Genomic DNA, 20521 nt, shown 5'->3' with positions numbered 1-20521 from the left:
CTCGGTGAACAATCAGGCGGGCCAGGTGAATTCGGGGTCGCCGGCGTAGTCGGCGCGGCGTTGATCCAACGCGAGCGCGACCATCTGGTGCGCGCCAGGCCCGATGATCTTGCGTAGCGGCGGGTTCCGCATGTTCACCAACTCGATCAGACCCGCGGCGCCGACCTCCGGAGGCGCTTCGATCCACTCGGACTCGGTGTCGGCGCCCGATTCGACCGGGGCGGCGGGCTCGTTCGGTGTGTTCGCCGGCTCGGCTTCGGTCGACTCCGTTCCGGTCGCCTCGGCCGGGTAGTCCGGCATGCCCAGGATGGCGTTACGTACCGGCGCATAGGCGGGAATGCCGCTGGCGAATCGCATGCTCGACTTGGCCCAGTCGGTGTCGAAGCCGCCCATCTGCGCGAGCGTGACCCGGATGCCGAAGGGGCGCAGTTCGTCCGCGAGCGAGGCGCTGAATCCCTCCAGTGCCCACTTGCTCGCGTTGTACAGCCCGAACAGGGGCAGACTGCCCACGGCCCCGACCGTGGAGATCTGCACGATGTGCCCCGAACCCTGCGTGCGCAGATGGGGCGCCGCCGCTTGGGAAACCCAGAGGGCGCCGAAGAAGTTGGTGTCCATCTGGTCGCGGATCTGCGTCTCGGTCAGTTCCTCCACGGCGCCGACCAAGCCGTAACCCGCGTTGTTCACCAGCACATCGATCGTGCCCGTCAGCGCGAACGCCTTGTCCACGGTGGCGATCACGCCGGCGCGGTCGCGAACGTCCAAGGGCAACACGGTGAGACGGTCGTCGGCAATGCCCGCGAGGGCCTCCGGGTTTCTGGCGGTCGCGACGACGCGATCCCCCTCGGCGAGCGCGGCCGTCGTGAAGGCGCGGCCGAGTCCGCGGCCTGCCCCGGTGATGAACCACGTTCTGGTCATGGGTGATCCTTTCGTCGCGAGACGCTCCGTCTCGTCGGATACCGTGCCAAGTCGCTCGCGCCTTGTCAAGACGAGACGTTTCGTCTCGTCATCTGCTACCGTGACGGCATGCCCGAGACTCCCGCCGCCGCGCGCCGCAGCGAGCGCTCCCGTGCGGCGATACTCGCCGCGACCGCCGAGCTGATCCGTGAGGTGTCCTACGCGAAGCTGGGCATCGAGGCCATCGCGGCCCGTGCGGGTGTCGGCAAGCAGACGATCTACCGCTGGTGGCCGTCGAAGGGGGCGGTGGTGTTCGATGCCATGCTCGAAGCCGATTCGGGGCCGGAGGGTCCGGCGCTACCCGACACCGGCGACATCGCCGCCGATCTGCGCCGGTTGCTGCGCGGTTCGATCGTCGCGCTGACCGATCCCGGGTTCGAATCCTTCCTCCGCGCGATGTACATCGAGATCCAGCAGGACGCCGAGTTGGGCGCCGCCTACCGTGAGCGTTTGCTGCTGCCCCAGCGCGCCGCTGTCGCCGACCGCTTGGCCGCCGCCGTCGCCGCAGGCGAAGTGCGCGCGGATCTGGATCTCGAGCTCGCCATCGATCTGCTGCTCGGTCCGGTGCAGATGCGGTGGTCCCTCGGGCTCGGTGGCCTCACCCAGGCCTACGCCGACGCCGCGCTCGACGCCGCGCTGGCCTATCTGCGCGCGTGAATCCGTCCGGTCCGACTCGGTTTCCAGTCGCCTGGACTCCGACGCCGTCCGACTCCAGCAGGCCGGTTCGGCAACAAGGAAGTCGTTCGGCGCCCGAGGGTTTCCATCGTCAGGAAGCGCGCAGCGATTCGGCCTGCTTCTGGATGCCGTCGGTCATGCCCTCGAAACCCCGGCGCAGATTCTTGCCCAGCGATGCGACGACCACGGGATGCAGCCATCCGCCGAGTTCGAAATGGGATTCGTAGCGAGTGCGGTTGTCCGGAAGCGGCGTCACGATGTGGGAGCGCAGGCTGTGCAGCGCGCCCAGGGGTACGGGTTTCATCGCGTAACTCAGCTCGCGGCCCCGGGTGTGCGAGCGGATCCATTCCCGCTGCTTGCGCGGCTTCGAGCCGGAGACCTGGACGAGCATGTCGATCGGCTCGCCGGGCACCAGCGAACTGCGGCACTCCGTGACGAAGGGATTCCATTCGCCGTAGCGCGGGAAGTCGGTGATCACCTGCCACACCAGGTCGGCTGGGGCGTCGATGTCGGCGGCGAGGTCGATGACGAAGGCCATGAAGAAATTAGAACATGTTCTATGGCGGTCGCGGGCGAGTGGCGTGCCGAACAGCTCAGCACGAGCCCATCGCCGTCCCTTGATCCTGGCCGTACCGGTGGCCGTGGCCCGGCGGAGCGTGCAGCGCGGCGAGCAGATCGGCGGTGGTCTGCGCGAAGCTGAGCACCGGAAGCCATTGCGGAACCGGAGCGTCGACGCGGGCGCCGGTCAGGTCGGGCGCGCGCCACAGCTGGGAAAGCGACCAGTGGATCACCGGATCCGAGCTATTTGCCAGCACGGTCGCGCCGGCGCGGTGGACATTGTCGGCCGGTGGACCCGCCCAAAGAACCGCGCAGGTTCGGTCGTCCTGCTCGGCGTCGTCGGCGAAGACGGCGTTGCCGCCCAGAGCGCCCAGGCTCTGCCCGTACAGGTACAGCTTCGGCTTGTGCGCCAGGCTTTGGATGTGGCGCTCGACGGCGGTGAACAAGGCGCGAGCGGCCGTCACCGCCGATTCCCGGCCGAACACGAACGTCGCCCAGCTCGGGAGATAGGAGTATTGCAGCCCGACCAGCGCCACGTCACCGCCGAAGCGCCGATCGAACCCCGCCACGGCGTTCGCGTCGATCCAGCCCGATCCGGTGGGCACCGTGACGACCAGGTGCGAGCGCGCGAAGCCGCCCGACCGTTCCAGTTCCCGGATCGCCAGCGCGACGCGGCTGTCCAGGTCGGGTGCGGAGGCCACCCCGACGTAGACCCGCACGGCGCGCACCGACGCGTCGCTCACGAATTTGCGCCCCTCGGCGCCCAGCGACGTCCAGCTCACCGCCGACTCCGCGCTACCCGACCCGGCGTGCGAAACCGGTCGCACCAGAGTGGGATCCAGCTCGGCGTTGGCCCGCGCGTACGCCGCCTCCCGCCATCCGACCACCGCGGGCACACCGACCAGGTACAGCAGCACCGCCGCGACGGCGGCCAGCGAGATGCTCCGCGACCAGCCCAGTTTCCGCCGAGACCAGGCGATCGAGCGGGTGGCGGCGGCGAACAGCCCGACGATCAGCGCCGCGCCGAGCGCGCAGCGCACCCAGTAGTCGGCGCCGATCGGCGGCGTGCCCATCGCGGCGCGCAGCCGGTTCTGCCAGTGTCCCGCGTTCGCCGCTGCTCCCACCACCAGCACCGATATCGCGATCAGCAGGGGCAGCCGCAGCCACGCATGGTGCCGATCGAAGTCGAAACCGCGTCGCCGCACGATGATTCGCAGCGTTCCGGCCACGCCGAGCGTCAGCGCCGCGAGGAGCCCGGTCAGCACGGCTTGCGCGCCCGGTGTGCGAGGGAGCAGACCTGGGGCCAACGACGCCAGTGTGCCGAGCCCGATGCCGAGTGTGGTGCCGATCCGCGGCGGTCGTGCCTGGAGTCGGAGACGGCGGTTCGGGAACGCCGTCATCGCCGCACCGTTGCCGCGACGGACGCAGGTGGCGGGCAATCCGCGAGTCCGGAGCCACGCCGCCGGTTGTGGACGACGAGAGCCGCGCTCAGACCGGCGATTCCGGCGACGAGCACGCCGAGCAGCTTCCAGCTCGACGCGGAGTCGGACTCGGCGGCGTCGAACAGGGGCTCGACCACCGGTACGCCGTAATCCTGCCGCCGCGAGTTCAGATCGACCGCGGTGTTCGCGATCGATGCCATCGCATCGCAGCGGGCGCGGGAGAACGGGTCCACGCGGGTGGCGCAGGCCTGGTGCATCTGCCGGTCCAGCGACGCGTCGAGGGCCTGCCGCGCCCACGGGCCCAGCGGTTCGCCGCGCTGGTCGGCGTAGCGCAACAGGTCGTAGCCGAGGTCATGGGCCTTGCACGCGGTGTCGAACTCGGCGGGCAGCGTCACCGGGGACGAGCAGTCGCCGTCCGGATCGACCAGCAAACCGTCCACCGTGCTGGGCCGGTAACCGAACGACGCGACGAAGTCCGCCGGGATCGCGGTGAGCGCGTCGGGGCCACCGGCGGCCAACTCGGCGACGGCGGCGCTCGCCTGCGGGCTCTCGATCGGCGCGGCCGCCGCGGCGGCCTGCGGGGCGGGGGAGAGGAAGACCGTCGCCGCCACGGTGGTCAGCGCGGTCGCGGTGAGCGCGGCGTAGCGTCGCGTGTGCGCGGTGACGGAAGAGGCTGCGGCGGAATGATTTCGGGCTCCTACGGCCGAAGCGGACCGGGTCTCGCGCCCGGCGCTGGTCGGTGTGCTCATGGCGACGACGTTAGGGGCCGGCTTTCCGGTCCCGCCTCACGCCCGGGGAGGTTTCGCGCGCCGTGCCGCCGGGGGAGCCGCCGCGCCGCCTCACACCGGGGTATCGGGGCGGAAATCACCCGTGGGTATGAGGCCGCGGTGAACTGGGAGTTCCTAGTGTCGTAGGCATGAACCGAGAAAGTCGCGGCTGGACGCGACGGCTGGACGCGCGGACCTGGTTCGACCTGGGCACGGTGCTGGTCGCGCTGATCTGGTACGCGGTGGCCTGGCCGACCCTGCACCTGACCCACGCGGTGCCCGCCGCGGCGCAGCCGTTCATCGCGGCGCTCGCCGCGTTCCCGGTGCTGCTGGTCCGGGTCAACCCGGCGCTGGGCTGGGCCATCTCGGCGGGCTCCGCGCTGGTGATCGCGCTGGCGATCCCGCATCAGCCGAACAACGACCTGCCGTTCCAGGTCGTGCACGTGCTCTGTGTGCTGGTGCTGTTGTTCGCGGTGGCATTGCGCGCCCCGGGACAGATCGTGGCGGTGTCCTGGGCGGCGACCGCCCTGCTGTTCGCGACCACCATGCCCGGCGAGGGCGAAGCGTTCGCGAACGCCGCGTGGGGCTGGCCGATCGCGCTGGGCGCGCTGGTGCTGTTCGGACTGCTCGTCCGCTGGCTGGCGCTGTCGCGGCGGCAGCTGGTGCGCCAGGAGGAGGAGAACGAACTCGAGCGGGCCCGCCGGGCCATCTTGGAGGAGAAGGCGCGCATCGCCCGCGATCTGCACGACGTCGTGGCCCACCACATGTCCTTGGTGGTGGTGCAGGCGCAGACCGCGCCGTACCGGGTCGAGGGCGTCACCCCGGCCGCGCGCGCCGAGTTCGAGTCGATCGGCGCCACAGCGCGCGAAGCGCTCAACGAGATCCGCGGCATGCTGGGTGTGCTGCGCAGCGACGGCCAGTTGCCCGAGCACGCGCCCCAGCCGAAGGCGGCCGACGTGATCGGCCTGTTCGAAGGCGCGCGCCGCGCTGGTGTCCGCATCGAGTGGACCGTCGAGGGTGCGCTGGACACGATCCCGGAGACCACCGGCCTCGCCTTGTTCCGCGTCGTGCAGGAATCACTGTCCAACGCCTCCCGGCACGCCCCGGGCGCGCCGGTCCAGGTGCGCATCGCCCGCGACGCGGAGCTGCTGCTCGACGTCGAGAACGAGCCGGGGGCCACGCCCGCCCGGACGGTCGGCAACGGCGGCCACGGCATCGCGGGTATGCAGGCACGAGCGCTGGCCGTGGGCGGCGAGGTGACGGCGGGGCCGCGCACGGACGGCGGATTCCGGGTCCACGCGCGCTTCCCGCTTACCGTGCCTGAAGCGGCTGCCGCAGTTGTCGGTGCAGGCGCGCTGCACGGCGAACCAGGACGCTGAGCACCGCCGGGAGGATGCGCAGTGCGCTGCGGGTTCCTGCGGATGCCGATCGGAGGCAGCGACGGAAGGCACGTGCCGCCGTTGCACAAAGCACCCGAGGCTGCCGGGCACGACACCGAATCGGGAGTTGAGCGGTGTCGAGACATCGCATCAGAGCAGACCGTGGCCGCAGCGCCCGAGCGGCGATCAGATGTGCTGGCCTCGGACACGGGCCGAGCGTGCCCGTCGATGCACAGTCGGGACAGTGGGCCCCTGGCATGCTCGTGCGTCCGGTCGGCGCGACGCGCAGTCGTACGGGGCAATTAGGGTGAGCTGGTGGCAATTACGGTGTTGATCGCCGACGACCAGGCGATGGTCCGTCAGGGGTTCGGGGCGCTGCTGGCCGCGCAGCCGGATATCAGCGTGGTGGGCGACGCGGCGGACGGCAAGGTCGCGGTGGCCGAGGCGAAGCGGCTGCGCCCGGACGTCGTGCTGATGGATGTGCGTATGCCGGAGATGAACGGGCTCGACGCGGCCCGCGCCATCCTGGCGGCCGGGTTCGACCCGCCGGTGCGCGTACTGATGCTCACCACCTTCGACATCGACGACTACGTCTACGAGGCGCTGAGCCTCGGCGCCAGCGGGTTCCTGCTCAAGGACGCGCCCGCCGAGGAACTGGTCCGCGCGGTGCGGGTGGTCGCCGACGGTCAGGCGCTGCTCGCGCCCACGGTCACCCGCAGACTCATCGCCGACGTCACCCGCCGCCGCAGCGCTGCCCGCGCCAAGCCGTCGCCGCAGCTGTCCGCGCTGACTCCCCGGGAGCGGGAAGTGCTGGAACTGATCGCGAAAGGCATGTCGAACTCCGAGATCGCCGAAACCCTGTTCGTGGCCGAGCAAACCGTGAAAACCCATGTTTCCAAGGTGTTCTCGAAGCTGAATCTGCGCGACCGGGCGCAAGCCGTGGTGCTGGCCTACGAAACCGGCTTGGTCACCCCGGGCTGAGCCGGGTCACATCGGCGGGCAGGACCCGCCGCGCAGTTCGTCGAGATGACCGCCGAGCATCCGCGCCATCCGGCTCAGGATGGTGGTGGAGTCGTCGAAGCTGCCGGAATCGGCCGTCGCCGCCAGCGCGACGGCGACCATGCCGGACCGCACCGGTACCAGGCCGAACTGGCGGACGGTGTAGACGCCGGTGTCGTCGTCGGGACCCCAGCCGCCTTTGAAGGCCGTGCCCTCCAGGACGCCAAGACCCCATGCCTGCTCGGGCGTTATCTTCGTCATCAGCTCGGTGACCTGGAACGACTCGGGCAGGCACGGCAGCCGGGAGGCGAAGCGGGCTTGATTGGCCAGCGTCCATTCGGTGCCGCCGAAGGAGGTGTAGTCCAAGGTGGTGCGCGGGCCCGCCACCCCGGTCGTGGCGTCGCCCGCCTCGTCGATCACGTCCTGCACCGCCTTGGCCGCTTCCAGCCCGTCGCCGAGCGATTGCCACAGCGCCTCCGCGGCGTCGTTGTCCGACCACGTGATGGCCGCCTCCACGTCGTGGATGATGCCCTCCTGCGGGTCGTGCCGCAGCGCGGCGATCGCGAGCGGCACCTTGATCGTCGACCACGCGATGCCGCTGACCCAGTCGCCGAAGACGGTCATCCGGCCCCCGCCGACGGGGATGATCGCCATGCCGACCTGTCCGCCGAGCTGGGGTTGTAACTGGGTGAAATCGGCGGCCAGCGAGTCGGGCATGGATATGGCGAGCCGCGGCCGCCACGCCCCCGCGGTGTCGACGACGACCGCCGGGGGATCGGTGTCGGCCCGATTGCCGGGAAGCAGCGTGCACGAAGTCAGCGTGAGCAGCACCACCATCGCTGCGGCGCGCAGCACCGAACGACACGACGAAGCGGATCCCGTCGACCTCACCACCGAGTCCTCCCCACCACCGGTGACGCGTCGCGCTGTAGAACGGCGGTGCAAAATATCTCATCGGGCCCGTCCGGTCGGTGACCGGACGAGAGACATCACCGCGGCGCGCGGCGGCGTCGACGGCACGATGTCTCGAACATAGTTTTGCCGATCTTCCCGGAGAATTCGAAACCCCGTGGCCACGGCGTCACCCGGTAGGCTCCAGGATCGGTAGGAAAGCGGTCACCTGAAGGGGGCGTGTTGCTCGACAGCGGTGCGGTGTTCGCCGGGTTCACCATAGAGAAGCTCCTCGGTCAGGGCGGCATGGGATCGGTGTATCTCGCCCGTCATCCCAGACTTCCTCGGCAGACCGCGCTCAAACTGCTCAACCGGGAGCTGTTCACCGACGTGGAGGTCCGGGCCCGCTTCGAGCGGGAGGCGGACCTGGCGGCGCAGTTGGACCATCCGAACATCGTCGCGGTGTACGACCGCGGCACCGAGGACGAGCAGCTGTGGATCTCCATGCAGTACGTCGACGGCGTCGACGCGGCCACGGTGAACCCGCAGAACCTGCCGCCGGAGCGTGCCGTGCAGATCGTCGAAGGCGTCGCCTCCGCCCTTGACTACGCGCACGGGATGGGGGTGCTGCACCGCGACGTCAAGCCGGCGAACATCATGCTGGCCCGCGCGGTGGGCGGCCACGGTGAGCGGGTCTTCCTCACCGATTTCGGCATCGCCCGGCTGCGTGAGGATTCCACCCACCTGACCCAGACCGGCATGTTCACCGCGACGCTGGCCTACGCCTCGCCCGAGCAGATGACCGGGGCCCACCTGGACCACCGCTCCGATCAGTACTCGCTGGCGTGCGCGCTGTATTGGTTGCTGACCGGCGTCGCCCCGTTCGACGCGCCCGCCCCCGCCGACATCATCCGCGGCCACCTCCAGTTGCCGCCGCCCTCCGTCGCGGCCCGGCGCGCCGGTCTGTCGCCCGCGCTGGACGCGGTGATCGCCAAGGCCATGGCGAAGCGACCCGACGACCGATACGTCTCCTGCGTCGAATTCGCCTCGGCCGCGCGGCGAGCGCTCACCGAGCCCGCTCCGACGGTGGTGGCCGCGCAGTACCAACCGCAGCCGGCGCCCACCGTCCTCGCGCAACCGGCCTATCCCGGGCCGGAGGCGAGTCCGCCGACCTACGTCCCCACCGCCTCCGCCCCCGGCTATACCGCTCCACCGCAGTACAACCCGAACCCCATGAGCGGCCAGCAGTTCTCGGCGTCCAATGGCTATGCCGCGGCGGCTCCGCAGCCGAGTTACCCTGCGGCGCCGCCGCCTTCGGCTCCGGCACCGATCGCCTATCCGCCCCACCAGCCGAATTATCCGTCGCAGGGCCGCTCCAATACCGGCCTGATCGTGACCATCGTCCTGGTGATCGTCGCGCTGCTGGTCGGCGTCGGCATCGTCGTCGCGAAGGTCGGATTCTCGAATTCCGCGTCGCCGCTCGACCTCCCCACCAAGACGCCGTCGGGCCCGTCCGCCGCGGACAAGCTCGCCGAAGCGTTCCCGAAGCTGCTGCCGCAAGGCGTCGATACGAAATACGACATCGGCTCCGGACCGGGCTATCGCGGCAAGACCTGCTTCCTCGGCACCGCCAAGCCGGGCGGCAAGGTGTCCAGCGCCAACGGCGTACCCGACTTCCCGAACTGGGCGACGGCCTGGAACTGCTGGGGCACACCGATCGACGAGCCCGACTACGTCCTCATCGGCTTCAAGTCGTCCGTCGATGCCCAGGCCGCGGTGCGGGACCTGCCGTCGAATACCGCGACAACCGAACGCAACAACGGCGAGTCGTATTCGACCTACCGGTGGCAGGAGAAAGCGAGCGGACTGCCGGACGGCTATCTCGTCGTCGACTTCGCCGACGACCCGGCCCGGTCGAACTACCTGCTGTTCGCCACGGTGACCCTCACCGACAGCATGCCGACCTCCGGGTTCGGCATCACCTCGGCGAAATTCAAGGCCTGGTTCGCCGACCTGCCGCTGTGAACCAGGAGTCTCAGTCGACGGCCAGCGCCTCCACGATGGGCAGCCGGGCCGCGCGCAACGCGGGTGGAATCGACCCGAGCAGCGCCAGCGCCAGCGCGATCACGGCGTAGACCAGCAGCATCGGGCTCGGCCGGTAGGCCACGTCGATGGTCAGCGCGTGTCCGATGGCGACCGTGCCCAGGAACTGCACCGACGCGCCGAGCGCCAGACCAAGCACCGCGCCGACGATCCCGATACCGGCGGCCTCGGCCAGCACCGAACGCATCAGGAACTTGCGCCCGGTGCCCATGGCACGAAGTACGCCGAGTTCCCTGCGGCGCTCCAGCACCGAGAGCATCAACGTGTTGAGCAACGCGACCGTGGCGACCAGCACCACGATCCAGAGAATGGCGTTGCTCATCGCCATACCCTGCCGGATGCTCGACGAAGCGGCCACCACCGTGTCCGCGCCGGTGTCCACGTTCAACTCCGGCGGCACCACTTGCCGTATCGCCGCGAACACCGCCGCGCGGTCGGCGCCCGGTGCGATGTCGACCGCGATGACCGTCTCCCCGGGCCGTTCGTACCAGCTGCGCATCAGGTTCAGGTCCATCATCACCACGCCGGCGATGGCGGAGAAGTACGGAATCACCTGCAACACACGCACGGTGTGGGGGCCGGTAGGGGTCGGCAGGGTCAGTTCCGCGCCCGCGCCGACGCCGAGTGAGCGCGCCACGTCGCGCGAGATGGCCACGCCTTCCCCGGCCGACAGCCGGGCGACCGATTCGTCGGTGAGCATGCGCATCCGCGTTTCCCTGGCGTCGGGCGGAAACCCTTGCAGCATCACGCGACTGCCGCCCAGCGTGGCGAAGGCCATCTGCGCCGGGCTGAGATGCGCGACGCCGGGCACCGCCGCGAGCTTGCCCGCCAGATCCGCGGGCAGCAGCGGCCCGGTCGGGAACTGCGCCATCGAGGCGGGGCTGACGTAGACGTCGTTGCGGGCCAGATCGGTGAAAGTGACCGTGGCCGAGTCGATCATGTTGCTGGAGGCGCCGCTCATGCCGACGGTGGCCCCGACACCGATCATCACCGTCATCGCGGTCGCCCACACGCGCCGCGGCGAACGCTCCAGCGTGGTCGCGCCCAGGGCGCCGGGAGCGCGGAACCAGCGCGCGATCCCCGCCGCGGCCCGCACGATCGGGCCGGTCGCGGCGAAACAGATCAGGATCGCGGCGATGAACGACATCGAGATCGCGGTCAGCGAGTAGCGGCCGAGATCGCTGCTCGCGATCAGCACCGCCGCCCCGGCCAGCCCGCCACCTGCGATGACGGCGAGCCAGCGCAGCAGCGGGCTCGCGGTGTCGGTCCGGCCCGCTCCGACCGGAGCCAGCGCCTCGATGGGCTGGACCTTGTACACCTGGCGGGCGGCGAGGGAGGCCGCGAGCACGCTGGTGAACACGCAGGCCACGACGGCGAACGGAATCACGTACCAGGGCACCGAGTATTCGGTGCGTGCCTCCACGGACTGCACGATCGCGGTGGGCAGTGTGCCGATCGCGATGCTGCCCATGAACACACCCAGCGCCGCGCCGACCGCGCCGCCGAGCACGCCGAGCAACGCCGCCTCGGCCAGCAGGTCGCGCACCATCGGGCCGCGCTTGCCGCCGATCGCGCGCAGCAGCGAGAGCATCGGCCTGCGCTGGGCGATCGCCATGCTCATCGCGTTGTAGATGAGGAACGCCGAGACGATCAGCGCGGCCGCCGACGCCATGGTGGTGGAGTAGCGGACGATCTGCACCGCGCCGCCCGCCTGCGCGGTGCGCAGACTCGGCTCGGCCACCACCGCGCGGCCGTCCACCGCGTCGGTGAGCGCCGCGCGCACCTGACCGAGATCGGCGCCCTGGGCTGGGATGATCTGCACCGAGTCCAGCCGCCCGGCCCGGTCGGTGATCTTCTGCGCCAGCCCGAGCGGGGCGGCGATGAGGTGGCCGTCGTCGAGTTTCCGGGAGGTCTCCGCGTCGAGGACACCCGCGACCGTGACCGTCGTGCCGCCGAGCGCGAACTGCTCGCCCTCGGCGCGGCCGAGCCCGGTGCCCACCAGCACCCCATTGGGCACCGAGAGCAGCTTCCCCGTGAAAGCGCTCATCGGCGCGGTCAATTCGCTGCCCAGCGCGCCGATGTTCGAGTCGGCGCCGATCAGCAGCGCGCGGTCGGCGCCGGTGCCGATCTGCGCGCGCAGCATCGGCACCGCCACCGCGACGCCGGGTGTGGTCGCGATCCGCCGCAGCAATTGCTGGTCGAATCCCGCGTCGGTGATCCCGCTGACCTCCAGCTGCGCCTTCCCGCCCAGGCCGCGGGTCAGTCTGTCCACCGAGCCGGTGACCGATCCGGAGATGCTCAGCACCGCCACCAGCAGCGACGCCGACACGCCCATCACGATCAGCGACATGAAGGTGCGGCCGCGATGGGCGAGCAGCTCGCCGATGTTGAACAGCCGCAGGCGATCCCACGCCGCGCCGATCATGCTGTTTCCCTTCTCGCCCGCATGTCCACGCCGCGCCGCCGACCGTTCACGCGTTGACCGTCCGCTCGACCTTGTCGTTGGACCCGATCCGGCCGTCGCGCAGGGTGATCACACGGTCGCAGTAGGTCACCGCGCCCATGTCGTGGGTCACCATCACCACCGAACTGCCCGATGCGGCGATCTCGCCGAGCAACTCGAGGATGGCGGCGCCGGTCTTGGAGTCGAGATTGCCGGTGGGCTCGTCGGCCAGGATCAGCGGCGGGTCCATGATCAACGCCCGCGCCACCGCCACCCGCTGCATCTGCCCGCCGGACAATTCGGCTGGACGGTGTTCGGCCCGCGCCGCGAGGCCCACCCGGTCGAGCAACTCCAGGGCGCGCGGCTTGGCCTTGCGCAAACCCGTGCCGTCCAGCAGTTTCGGTATCGCCACGTTCTCCCACGCCGAGAGCGTGGGCAGCAGGTTGAAGAATTGGAAGACGAATCCGACCTGGTGACGCCGGAATTCCGACTGCTGCTCCTCGTCCAGCACGCCGATCTCCTCGCCCCGGAACCGGATCGAGCCCGCGTCGGGACTGTCCAGCGCGCCGAGCAGATGCAACAAGGTGCTCTTACCGGAACCGGATGGCCCGATGATCGAGGTGAATTCCCCAGTCTCTATTCGCAATGCGACGTCGTCGAGTGCGCGGACCGCCTGGCCGCCGACCCGATACTCCTTCGTCACGCCCGATAGTTCCAGCATCGCCGGTTCCGGCATCGTCGTCCCCCGCTCCGTATGGTCGATCAAAGTTCTTCGTTCCTCGTCGCGCGTTACCGCGCCATGGCCTCCGACGCGAGTTTGCGGCGACGATACTGTGCGTCGAGCACCGCGCGCAGCACCGGCTGCTCGGCCGCCAGTTCGAGATAGGCCTCCATCGCCGTCGATCCCTGGTCGAGTTTCGCGGCGAAGTGGAGATTCCACCGGTAGCGCAATGTGAGCAGGAGCCCGTCCTCGCCGCCGAACAGCCGATCCAGATCGGGGAGTCCCGCGAACAAGTCGGGATCGGCCGGGTCGAGCGCCGCGCGGGTGAGTACGGTGTGCACGATGTCGGTTCGAGCGTGCTGATCCGTCCAGGACATGGCCATCGCCTTCCTCTGTGAATACCGCCAACGCTACGGACGCGACCGTGTTGTTGTCGTCGTGCCAGGGACCCGAATGCGTCTCCGACCACGGTAGGAGCGGCGGCCCACTCGCGGGACGATGTACCGGCCCGGATCCGGCGGCTAGCCTTACAGAATGGGTTCGACCGGCGTATCCGAAGCACCGCCAGGTACGCCTCGCGCGGGCCGCGTGCCGGCCTCGATGCGGCGTGTCGGGGAGCGGTGCGCCGAGTTCGCGCGCGATCCGGTCGCGGCCTTCCGGCGCAGCGTCGAGGAGTTGCCCTACGACTACCCGCCCTCGGTGATCGTCAGCGTCGACATCGCGGTCTTCGCCGTGGCGGTCGCGGCGGCGATCCAGCGGCACAGCTATTTCCCGACCCTGCTTCCGATCGTGGCGGTGCTACTGACCTGCGCTTTCGGTCCCTTGCACGCGTTGCTCGGCGTGTTGCCGCGCCCGCTGCTGCTCGGCGCGATGGCGATGACGGCCGAGGCGCTGTTCCTCGCTCAACCGGTCGAGGCCGATTTCGCGCCGTTCGTCCTGGTGGCCGCCGCGGGCGAGATCGCGGCGATCGCGCCGAAACGGGTGAGCATCCCGGTCACCATCGCGATGATGCTGCAACTGGTCGCTTTCGCCCTGATCGGCCATGTGACCGAAGGGTTGCCGACCTATCTGGTCGGCGTCGCCTTCGGCTGGATGGCCGGGTTGATGCTGCAGTATCAGCGCCGCTTCCTCTATCAGGAACGCGGGTATCAGGATATCCGCGCCGCGCAGGCCGCCGACGAGGAGCGGCGCCGGATCGCCAGAGAAGTGCACGACGTGATCGCGCACTCGCTGAGCGTCACGCTGTTGCATCTCACCGCCGCCCGGCACGCGCTGCAGACCGACCGCGACGTGGACGAAGCCGTGGAAGCGCTGACCGACGCCGAACGACTCGGCAGGCAGGCGATGGCCGACATCCGCCGCACGGTGGGCCTGCTCGACGCGCGCCCCTGGAAGCAGGCGCCGGAACCGGGTGTGGAGGACATCGAGGATCTGGTCGGCGATTTCGTGCGGGCCGGTCTGGACGTGCGCTACGACCGCGAGGGCGATCTCGGCGCGGTGTCGCCCGCGGTCGGGCTCGCGCTGTACCGGATCGGCCAGGAGTCGCTGGCGAACGTGGTCAAACACGCGCACGGCGCGTCCGCCAGGATCCGGGTCGCGGTGGACACGACGATGGTCACCCTCACGGTGGACAACACGGTGCCCGCAGGGCTGCCCGCCCAGCGCGGCGCGGGCATGGGTCTGTCCGGTATGCGGCAGCGCGCCGAACTGCTCGGCGGGCGCATGACGGCGGGCCCGTCCAGCCGCGGCTGGACGGTGCGAGCCGGTATCCCGCTCGCGCCCGGTCGCGGCGGATTCTCGTGTTCGGTGCTGCCGGGAAGCTCCACCACCGGCCGGGAGGTTTCGTGAGCGAGCGTCGGCGAACCGGAGCATCGGGCGTTGCCGGGTCCGGGCAACGAGGTGGAGTTGTGCGCGTTCACCGGCGAGTGAACCGAGAACGGAGCGTGCCGTCGTGCAGGTCGGAACCGAACGCCACCGGGGTGCGGTCGTGAGTGTGACGACACCCGCCAGTGGCGAGGACGCCGTAACCGTGCTGGTGGTCGACGACCAGGAGCTCGTGCGCGGCGGTCTGCGGCGCATCCTGCGCAGGCGGGACGGATTCGTGGTCGCCGAATGCGCCGACGGCGACGAGGTGCCCGCCGCCGTCGCGGAGGTCGGCCCCGACGTGGTGCTGATGGACCTGCGGATGAAACGGGTCGGCGGCATCGACGCGACCAGGATGCTGCGGGCGCGCGACGGGGCTCCGCCGGTCCTGGTGCTCACCACTTTCGACGACGATCAGTTGCTGTCCGGAGCGCTGCGCGCGGGCGCGGCCGGATTCATCCTCAAGGACTCGCCCGCCGAGGACCTCATTCGCGCGGTACGGATGGTCGCGGGCGGCGGCGCCTGGCTCGACCCCGCGGTGACCGGCCGCGTGCTGTCGGCCTACCGCACCGTACGCCCGGTGCGCACCAACACGGATGCACGCCTGTCCGAGCTGACCGCACGCGAATACGAGGTGCTCGAACTGATCGGGCGCGGTCGGGTGAACGCGGAAATCGCTCGTGAACTCGGCATCTCGGAAGTGACCGTGAAAAGTCATGTGGGGCATATCTTCGGCAAGCTCGAGCTGCGGGACCGGGCCGCGGCGATCGTGTTCGCGTTTGACCACGGGGTGGTGACACCCGGAGAATCCAATCTATGACGGGCAGGCTCCGGTCGCGTACCGCGTGATCTCGGTGTGCGTTCCAGGCCCGGGATGCGGAGGATGACGGGTGCAGGAACCTGGGCCGAGAACCGGGACGCGGTTCGGGCCGTACGAACTGCGGTCGTTGCTGGGCAAGGGGGGAATGGGAGAGGTATACGAGGCGTACGACACGGTCAAGGACCGGGTGGTCGCGGTCAAGCTGCTCTCCGAAGAACTCGCCAAAGACCCGATGTACCAGTTGCGTTTCCGGCGCGAATCGCAGGCCGCGGCACGGCTGGCCGAACCGCACGTCATCCCGATCCACGACTGGGGCGTCATCGACGGGGTGCTGTTCATCGACATGCGGTTGGTCCGGGGCGTCGATCTGCGCACCCTGTTGCGCGGCAAGGGTCCGCTGAGCCCCGCTCGCGCCGTCGGCATCATCGAGCAGATCGCTTCGGCGCTCGACGCGGCGCACGCGAACAATCTGGTGCATCGCGACGTGAAACCGGCGAACATCCTTGTCACGGACGCGGATTTCGCGTATCTAGCCGATTTCGGTATCGCGCATACCGAAGGCGACAGCGCGGTGACGCTGGTCGGCATGGCCGTCGGCTCCTACATCTACATGGCTCCTGAGCGCTTCGACGTCGGCCCGGTGACCGGCCGCGCCGACGTCTACTCGCTGGCCTGCGTGCTGCACGAGTGCCTGACCGGAGCGACGCCGTTCCCGGCGGCCAGCATGAACGTCCTGATCAAATCGCACATGTCCGATCCGCCGCCGCGGCCGAGCGCGCAGGCCAGTGGCATTCCCGCCGCGTTGGACGAGGTGGTGAACCGCGGTATGGCCAAGGACCCGGCCGACCGCTACCCGACCGCGACCGCGCTGGCCAGGGCTGCCCGCGCCGCCCTCACCTCGGCGCCTGCCACCGGGCAGACGCTGGTGGTGCGCGCGCCCGACCGGTCGCAGCAGACCGGTGCGGCGGTCGCGCCGGAATCGACCGGCGAGCTGCCCGTGATCCATCCGAGCGCGCCGACGGTGGTCCGGCCGACGGAGTTCCAGTTCACGCCGCTTCCGTCGGCTGATGCGCCGGAGCCGCCGCGAGCCCCGTTCCCGCCGGAGGTGGACTTGCCTCCGATACGTCCCTTCCCGGACGCGCACCTGTATCCGGAAACCCAGGCGTATCTGGAGGCGGCGGGATACCCGCAGGCGCCGGAGCCTGCCGCGCCGCCGACACAGGTGTATCGGCAGGGCTACACCGATTCCGCCGCGCCGGGGGTTTTCGATTCCGCGTACGCGCGACAGCTGGACGACGCCGCGTACCCCGATCCGGATTCCACTCGGGTGTATCCGGAGCCCGCTGCCCCGCCGACGCAGGTGTTCGGGCAGGGTTCAGCCGCGCCGGGGGTTTTCGATTCCGCGTACGCGGGGCAGGCGGACGACGCCGCGTACGCCGATCCGGATTCCACGCGGGTATACGCGGAACCGACTGTGGCGCAGGCGTATTCCGATACGCCGCCGCAACCCTATTCGCAGGCCGCCGAAAACGTCTTCACCGAAAGTCATCCGGGGCTCGGGAACTACCCGCAGTATCCGGATCGAGAACAGCCACCCGCACCGCACGGCACGCCCGACCACCTTCCCGCACCGGACTCGGCCCCGACCCAGTATCTGGCGCCGGCGGAGCACCACGCACACGCGGCTCGCACCGACTATCCGCCGCATGGCGATTACCCCGCGCGCACCGGCCGCCCCCTGGGCCGCGACGAACCGGAGTACGGCTATGACGAGTACGACGAGCCCGATTACTCCGAGTCTCGTCCGAGTCGCTCCATAGCGCTGCCCATCATGGTGGCCGTTTTCGCCATCGTCGCGTTGACCGTCGGCGGCGCGATCGCCTGGCAGTCGTTCGGCCGCGGGCAAGTCGAGACGACCTCCGCCGTCGCGCACTCCGAGGAGTCCGCGCCGGTGGCCGGGCCCACCACTCGGGCGCCGAGCCGCACATCGGCCCCGTCGGCCACGTCGACCTCGGCGAAGCCGACCCAGGTCACGCTGCCCGCGGGTGCGAAGCCGTGCGGCCAGGGGCAGGCCGCCGCCGGGACGTTCACCCAGTCGGCGACGGGTACCGCCGTGACCAGCTGCGCGTTCGCCGAGGAGGTGCGCAGAGCCTATGCCGCACTCGGCCAGACGCAGAACGCGACTCGTGACGCGCCGCGCTCGGTCGTCGCGATCAGCCCGGTCACCGGCCGCAGCTACACCATGAACTGCCTGCCCGAAGGTCAGGTCGTCACGTGCAGCGGCGGCGAGAACGCGGTGGTGTACGTCTACTGACGGTGCGGCGCAGGTCGGCTACGGCACGGCCGGGCTTCCGCCCGGGACCACCGGCAAGCCCGCCGCCTTCCAGGCTCGGAACCCTCCGACGAGGTCGGTCACCTGACGCAGTCCCAGACGCAGCCCGTCGGCGGCCGCGAGACTGGAGGCGTAGCCCTCGTTGCACACGATCACCACCGGGGTGTCGGCGGCGACGCCGGGCAGCCGGTGGTCGCCGTTCGGGTCGAGGCGCCACTCCAGGACGATCCGCTCGACCACGACCGCGCCGGGTATCTCACCCTCGGCACTGCGGTTCGAGTGCGGCCGGATGTCCACGATCAGTCCGCCCTCGGCCTGCACCGCGGCGGCCTGCTCCGGCGTCACCCGTTCCAGCTGCGCTCTGGCCCTGGTCACCATGTCCTCGGCGCCTGTACTCATCGTGCATCCACTCCGCTCGCTGACGTCCCTGCGAAGTCAGCCAGCGTACGGTATTCGCGGACCGGTCGAAGCGGGGGAGAGTACGCGTGCACCGACGCGGCGGGCCACGGCTTGTCGTTGCGCAGCTGATGCGCTCGATCGGGGCCGAATCCGACCGTGTCACCTGCCCGTCGTTCCGCCTTCTGGACCGTCCCGCCCAGATGCAGATATTCCTCGCTGAGTTCCCCCACGGTCATGGTGAACGAGCCGGACGCGCCGCCGTGGTCGTGCGGTTCGGTGCCCTGCCCAGGAGCCCAGGACAGCAGCCACAACTCCACGCCCATGGTCAGGGCCAGGCGGGTCCACCAGCGCTGCTCGGCGTCGAAGCGCACGATGTCCAGCAGCGGCGTGGCCAATTCCGCGGCCACCAAGCTGGTCAACCGGTGTAACTCGGCGGGTGACCACAGCGTCCGCTCCGGGTGGATGGCGTCTCGAACCAGCGGCACGTCGATGTCGGGATGGATATCGCGCGCGTGCTTGAGGTTCACCGGAACGGATGTGGTCACATGTGCTCCTGACGGGATCGATCGGATGAGCGGCTCGTGGCTGCCGCGTGGATTCTCCGCCATCGCGCCCGGATTTTCACGAATCACGATCAGGGCGAATAAAATTCATCGATCGCCGTCACGGCCGCACACCGGGCCTCGGCGTGCGGCGCCACCGCCGTTCGGCTACCCGAACCCGGGCATCGGCGGGGATTCCGGGAAGACGACGGGCAACGACACGAGGGCACGGTGGAACGGTCCAGGTCGCCAGGACAGCTCTTCCGGCTCGACCGCCAGTCGCATCTCGGGCAGGGCATCCAGTAGTTGGTCGATGGCGTCCTGCGCGATCAGGTACGCCATCGATTTGGCGGGGCAGGAGTGCGGTCCGGCTCCCCAAGCCAGGTGCGCCCGGCTGTCGGTGTGCTGGCCGGTGTGGATCGCCGGATCGTTGTTGCACGCGGCCATGCTGATCACGACCGGCTGGTGCGCGGGCAACCACACGTCGTCGATCAGGATCGGCTGTTTCGGGTAGCTGAAGCAGTAGTTGGCGCCGGGCGGGTCGTCGAACAGCACCTCGTCGAGTGCGTCGCGGGTGGACAAGCTGCCGCCGAATATCCCGCCCGCGAATCGGCGGTCGGTGAGCATCAGCCGCAAGGTGTTGGCGATCAGGTTCTGCTGTGGCTCGATCCCCGCCCCGTACAGGGTGACCAACTGGTGGATCATCTCCATGTCGTCGAGGCCGACAGGGTGCCGCAGCAGTCGCGAGGTGATGTCGTCCCCCGGACTCCGCCGTTTCATCTGCACCAGGTCGAACAGCGCGTCGGCGAGCATCGCGTTGCCCTTGTCCGCGTTGACGCCCTCGAAGATGGCGGCCATGCCGATCGCGACGTGCTGCCCGATCTCCGGCGGGCAGCCGAGCATCGAATTGAGCACCGCGAATGTGAGCGGGAACGCGTACTGGCTGATCAGATCCGCCGCACCGTCCTGGCAGAAGGCGTTGATCAGCGGGCCCGCGATCTGTTCGGTCGTCGCGTGCAGTGCGTGCAGGTCGACCGCGTCGATAGCGGCGACATTCACCTGCCGGTAGCGCTGGTGCTCGAATCCGGTGTTGCGCAGCGCGTTCGGCCGCCACTCCATCATCGGCAGGATCGGGCAGCCACCGGGAATGCCCTGCTGCCAAGTGCGTGGGTCCGAGGGAAAGTGCACCGGGTCGTTGAGGATTCGCAGCGCCGTGTAGTAACCGATCACCAACGTCGCGGGCACATTCGGCGCCAGTTCGATCGGCACGAGCGAGCCGTACCGGCGGCGCATCTCACGGTAGGCGTGATGCGGGTCCGCGGCGAATGCCTCCGTGTACAACGCGACCCGTGGCCCGTCGGTGTCTAGTGGCGAATTGTGCTGAACTGGACAGCTTTTCGTGCTCTCAGAAGTGGATTGCGGGGACTGTGGCGTGGACAAAGGGCATGACTCCAGAAGGGGAGGCTCGTCGCCGGTGCGTGCGGGGCACGCGGGGTCGGCTACGCGCCGGTCAGGTGCATGTTTTCCGATGTAGCTACGGGATCGTAAGCAGTTCCAGCGCCGTGGTGGGGCGGTTTGAGTCGCCCGATCGGTGAACGCGGAGCTGTTCGCGGCGGCTGCGTCGGTCCGGGGC

Annotated in this window: 17 protein-coding genes and 1 pseudogene; 7 read left to right on the top strand and 11 right to left on the bottom strand. The window is 69.7% G+C overall.

The window, feature by feature from the left end; genetic code table 11:
* Positions 1–12 precede the first annotated feature (12 nt).
* On the bottom strand, positions 13–915 hold the full coding sequence (locus tag AB0L97_RS14765) for an SDR family NAD(P)-dependent oxidoreductase (protein WP_364429296.1): 903 nt from the start codon (positions 913–915) through the stop codon (positions 13–15).
* Positions 916–1023: 108 nt separating this feature from the next.
* Here AB0L97_RS14765 and AB0L97_RS14760 point away from each other — a divergent pair, with 108 nt between their 5' ends.
* Positions 1024–1611: a TetR/AcrR family transcriptional regulator gene (locus tag AB0L97_RS14760; protein WP_364429293.1), complete on the top strand. Its 588-nt coding sequence runs from the start codon at positions 1024–1026 to the stop codon at positions 1609–1611.
* Between the two features lie 109 nt (positions 1612–1720).
* Here the strand turns inward: AB0L97_RS14760 and AB0L97_RS14755 are convergent, their stop codons facing one another.
* From AB0L97_RS14755 to AB0L97_RS14745, 3 genes are read right to left on the bottom strand one after another with little or no spacing between them, the layout of a single operon-like run.
* Positions 1721–2167, bottom strand: coding sequence for an SRPBCC domain-containing protein (locus AB0L97_RS14755; RefSeq protein ID WP_364429290.1), 447 nt, complete (start codon positions 2165–2167; stop codon positions 1721–1723).
* A 55-nt stretch (positions 2168–2222) separates the two neighbouring features.
* Complete coding sequence (locus AB0L97_RS14750; protein WP_364429287.1) at positions 2223–3587, bottom strand: alpha/beta-hydrolase family protein; 1365 nt, start codon at positions 3585–3587, stop codon at positions 2223–2225.
* Positions 3584–4378, bottom strand: coding sequence for a hypothetical protein (locus AB0L97_RS14745; protein WP_364429284.1), 795 nt, complete (start codon positions 4376–4378; stop codon positions 3584–3586). The genes AB0L97_RS14750 and AB0L97_RS14745 overlap by 4 nt, the downstream gene beginning before the upstream one ends.
* A 167-nt stretch (positions 4379–4545) precedes the next feature.
* Here AB0L97_RS14745 and AB0L97_RS14740 point away from each other — a divergent pair, with 167 nt between their 5' ends.
* A complete protein-coding gene (locus AB0L97_RS14740; RefSeq protein WP_364429281.1) occupies positions 4546–5775 on the top strand; it encodes a histidine kinase in 1230 nt (409 codons plus the stop codon).
* 315 nt (positions 5776–6090) lie between these two features.
* Positions 6091–6756 carry a response regulator transcription factor gene (locus AB0L97_RS14735; RefSeq protein WP_039799687.1) on the top strand — a complete coding sequence of 222 codons (666 nt, stop codon included), beginning with the start codon at positions 6091–6093 and terminating at the stop codon, positions 6754–6756.
* A gap of 6 nt (positions 6757–6762) precedes the next feature.
* Here the strand turns inward: AB0L97_RS14735 and AB0L97_RS14730 are convergent, their stop codons facing one another.
* Positions 6763–7665: a hypothetical protein gene (locus tag AB0L97_RS14730; protein ID WP_355078807.1), complete on the bottom strand. Its 903-nt coding sequence runs from the start codon at positions 7663–7665 to the stop codon at positions 6763–6765.
* Positions 7666–7905: 240 nt separating this feature from the next.
* Between AB0L97_RS14730 and AB0L97_RS14725 the strand changes: the two genes are divergently transcribed.
* Positions 7906–9690 (top strand): protein kinase, encoded by a 1785-nt coding sequence (locus AB0L97_RS14725; protein ID WP_364429276.1) that lies wholly within the window; start codon positions 7906–7908, stop codon positions 9688–9690.
* Positions 9691–9700: 10 nt separating this feature from the next.
* On the opposite strand, the gene AB0L97_RS14720 is transcribed toward AB0L97_RS14725, so the two are convergent.
* From AB0L97_RS14720 to AB0L97_RS14710, 3 genes are read right to left on the bottom strand one after another with little or no spacing between them, the layout of a single operon-like run.
* Positions 9701–12193 carry an FtsX-like permease family protein gene (locus AB0L97_RS14720; protein ID WP_364429273.1) on the bottom strand — a complete coding sequence of 831 codons (2493 nt, stop codon included), beginning with the start codon at positions 12191–12193 and terminating at the stop codon, positions 9701–9703.
* 46 nt (positions 12194–12239) lie between these two features.
* Positions 12240–12947 carry an ABC transporter ATP-binding protein gene (locus AB0L97_RS14715; protein WP_355078810.1) on the bottom strand — a complete coding sequence of 236 codons (708 nt, stop codon included), beginning with the start codon at positions 12945–12947 and terminating at the stop codon, positions 12240–12242.
* A 53-nt stretch (positions 12948–13000) separates the two neighbouring features.
* Positions 13001–13309 (bottom strand): hypothetical protein, encoded by a 309-nt coding sequence (locus tag AB0L97_RS14710; RefSeq protein WP_355078811.1) that lies wholly within the window; start codon positions 13307–13309, stop codon positions 13001–13003.
* A 157-nt stretch (positions 13310–13466) separates the two neighbouring features.
* Between AB0L97_RS14710 and AB0L97_RS14705 the strand changes: the two genes are divergently transcribed.
* The 3 genes and pseudogenes from AB0L97_RS14705 to AB0L97_RS14695 form a co-directional block, all read left to right on the top strand.
* Entirely contained in the window at positions 13467–14780 is a 1314-nt protein-coding gene (locus AB0L97_RS14705; RefSeq protein WP_364429269.1) for a histidine kinase, read from the top strand.
* 181 nt (positions 14781–14961) lie between these two features.
* Complete coding sequence (locus AB0L97_RS14700; RefSeq protein ID WP_364429610.1) at positions 14962–15615, top strand: response regulator transcription factor; 654 nt, start codon at positions 14962–14964, stop codon at positions 15613–15615.
* Between the two features lie 70 nt (positions 15616–15685).
* Positions 15686–16516 (top strand): annotated as a pseudogene (locus AB0L97_RS14695) (serine/threonine-protein kinase); the annotation flags it as partial.
* A 1431-nt stretch (positions 16517–17947) separates the two neighbouring features.
* On the opposite strand, the gene AB0L97_RS14690 reads toward AB0L97_RS14695, so the two are convergent.
* The 3 genes from AB0L97_RS14690 to AB0L97_RS14680 form a co-directional block, all read right to left on the bottom strand.
* Positions 17948–18346: a rhodanese-like domain-containing protein gene (locus tag AB0L97_RS14690; RefSeq protein ID WP_364429266.1), complete on the bottom strand. Its 399-nt coding sequence runs from the start codon at positions 18344–18346 to the stop codon at positions 17948–17950.
* Complete coding sequence (locus tag AB0L97_RS14685; protein ID WP_356961158.1) at positions 18343–18891, bottom strand: cysteine dioxygenase family protein; 549 nt, start codon at positions 18889–18891, stop codon at positions 18343–18345. The genes AB0L97_RS14690 and AB0L97_RS14685 overlap by 4 nt, the downstream gene beginning before the upstream one ends.
* 165 nt (positions 18892–19056) lie before the next feature.
* Positions 19057–20157, bottom strand: coding sequence for a cytochrome P450 (locus tag AB0L97_RS14680; RefSeq protein ID WP_355078815.1), 1101 nt, complete (start codon positions 20155–20157; stop codon positions 19057–19059).
* Positions 20158–20521: the final 364 nt, after the last annotated feature.

This window comes from Nocardia sp. NPDC051911 (genome assembly GCF_040681035.1).
GTDB lineage: Bacteria > Actinomycetota > Actinomycetes > Mycobacteriales > Mycobacteriaceae > Nocardia > Nocardia sichangensis.
This window is presented reverse-complemented; position numbering and strand designations above follow the sequence as displayed.

Bases quoted from the DNA above. Each gene is read 5' to 3' on its own strand.
- AB0L97_RS14715 (WP_355078810.1), bottom strand. From the start codon at position 12,947: ATGCCGGAACCGGCGATGCTGGAACTATCGGGCGTGACGAAGGAGTAT.
- AB0L97_RS14765 (WP_364429296.1), bottom strand. From the start codon at position 915: ATGACCAGAACGTGGTTCATCACCGGGGCAGGCCGCGGACTCGGCCGC.
- AB0L97_RS14750 (WP_364429287.1), bottom strand. From the start codon at position 3,587: ATGACGGCGTTCCCGAACCGCCGTCTCCGACTCCAGGCACGACCGCCG.
- AB0L97_RS14760 (WP_364429293.1), top strand. From the start codon at position 1,024: ATGCCCGAGACTCCCGCCGCCGCGCGCCGCAGCGAGCGCTCCCGTGCG.
- AB0L97_RS14705 (WP_364429269.1), top strand. From the start codon at position 13,467: ATGGGTTCGACCGGCGTATCCGAAGCACCGCCAGGTACGCCTCGCGCG.
- AB0L97_RS14710 (WP_355078811.1), bottom strand. From the start codon at position 13,309: ATGTCCTGGACGGATCAGCACGCTCGAACCGACATCGTGCACACCGTA.
- AB0L97_RS14740 (WP_364429281.1), top strand. From the start codon at position 4,546: ATGAACCGAGAAAGTCGCGGCTGGACGCGACGGCTGGACGCGCGGACC.
- AB0L97_RS14690 (WP_364429266.1), bottom strand. From the start codon at position 18,346: ATGAGTACAGGCGCCGAGGACATGGTGACCAGGGCCAGAGCGCAGCTG.
- AB0L97_RS14720 (WP_364429273.1), bottom strand. From the start codon at position 12,193: ATGATCGGCGCGGCGTGGGATCGCCTGCGGCTGTTCAACATCGGCGAG.
- AB0L97_RS14755 (WP_364429290.1), bottom strand. From the start codon at position 2,167: ATGGCCTTCGTCATCGACCTCGCCGCCGACATCGACGCCCCAGCCGAC.
- AB0L97_RS14745 (WP_364429284.1), bottom strand. From the start codon at position 4,378: ATGAGCACACCGACCAGCGCCGGGCGCGAGACCCGGTCCGCTTCGGCC.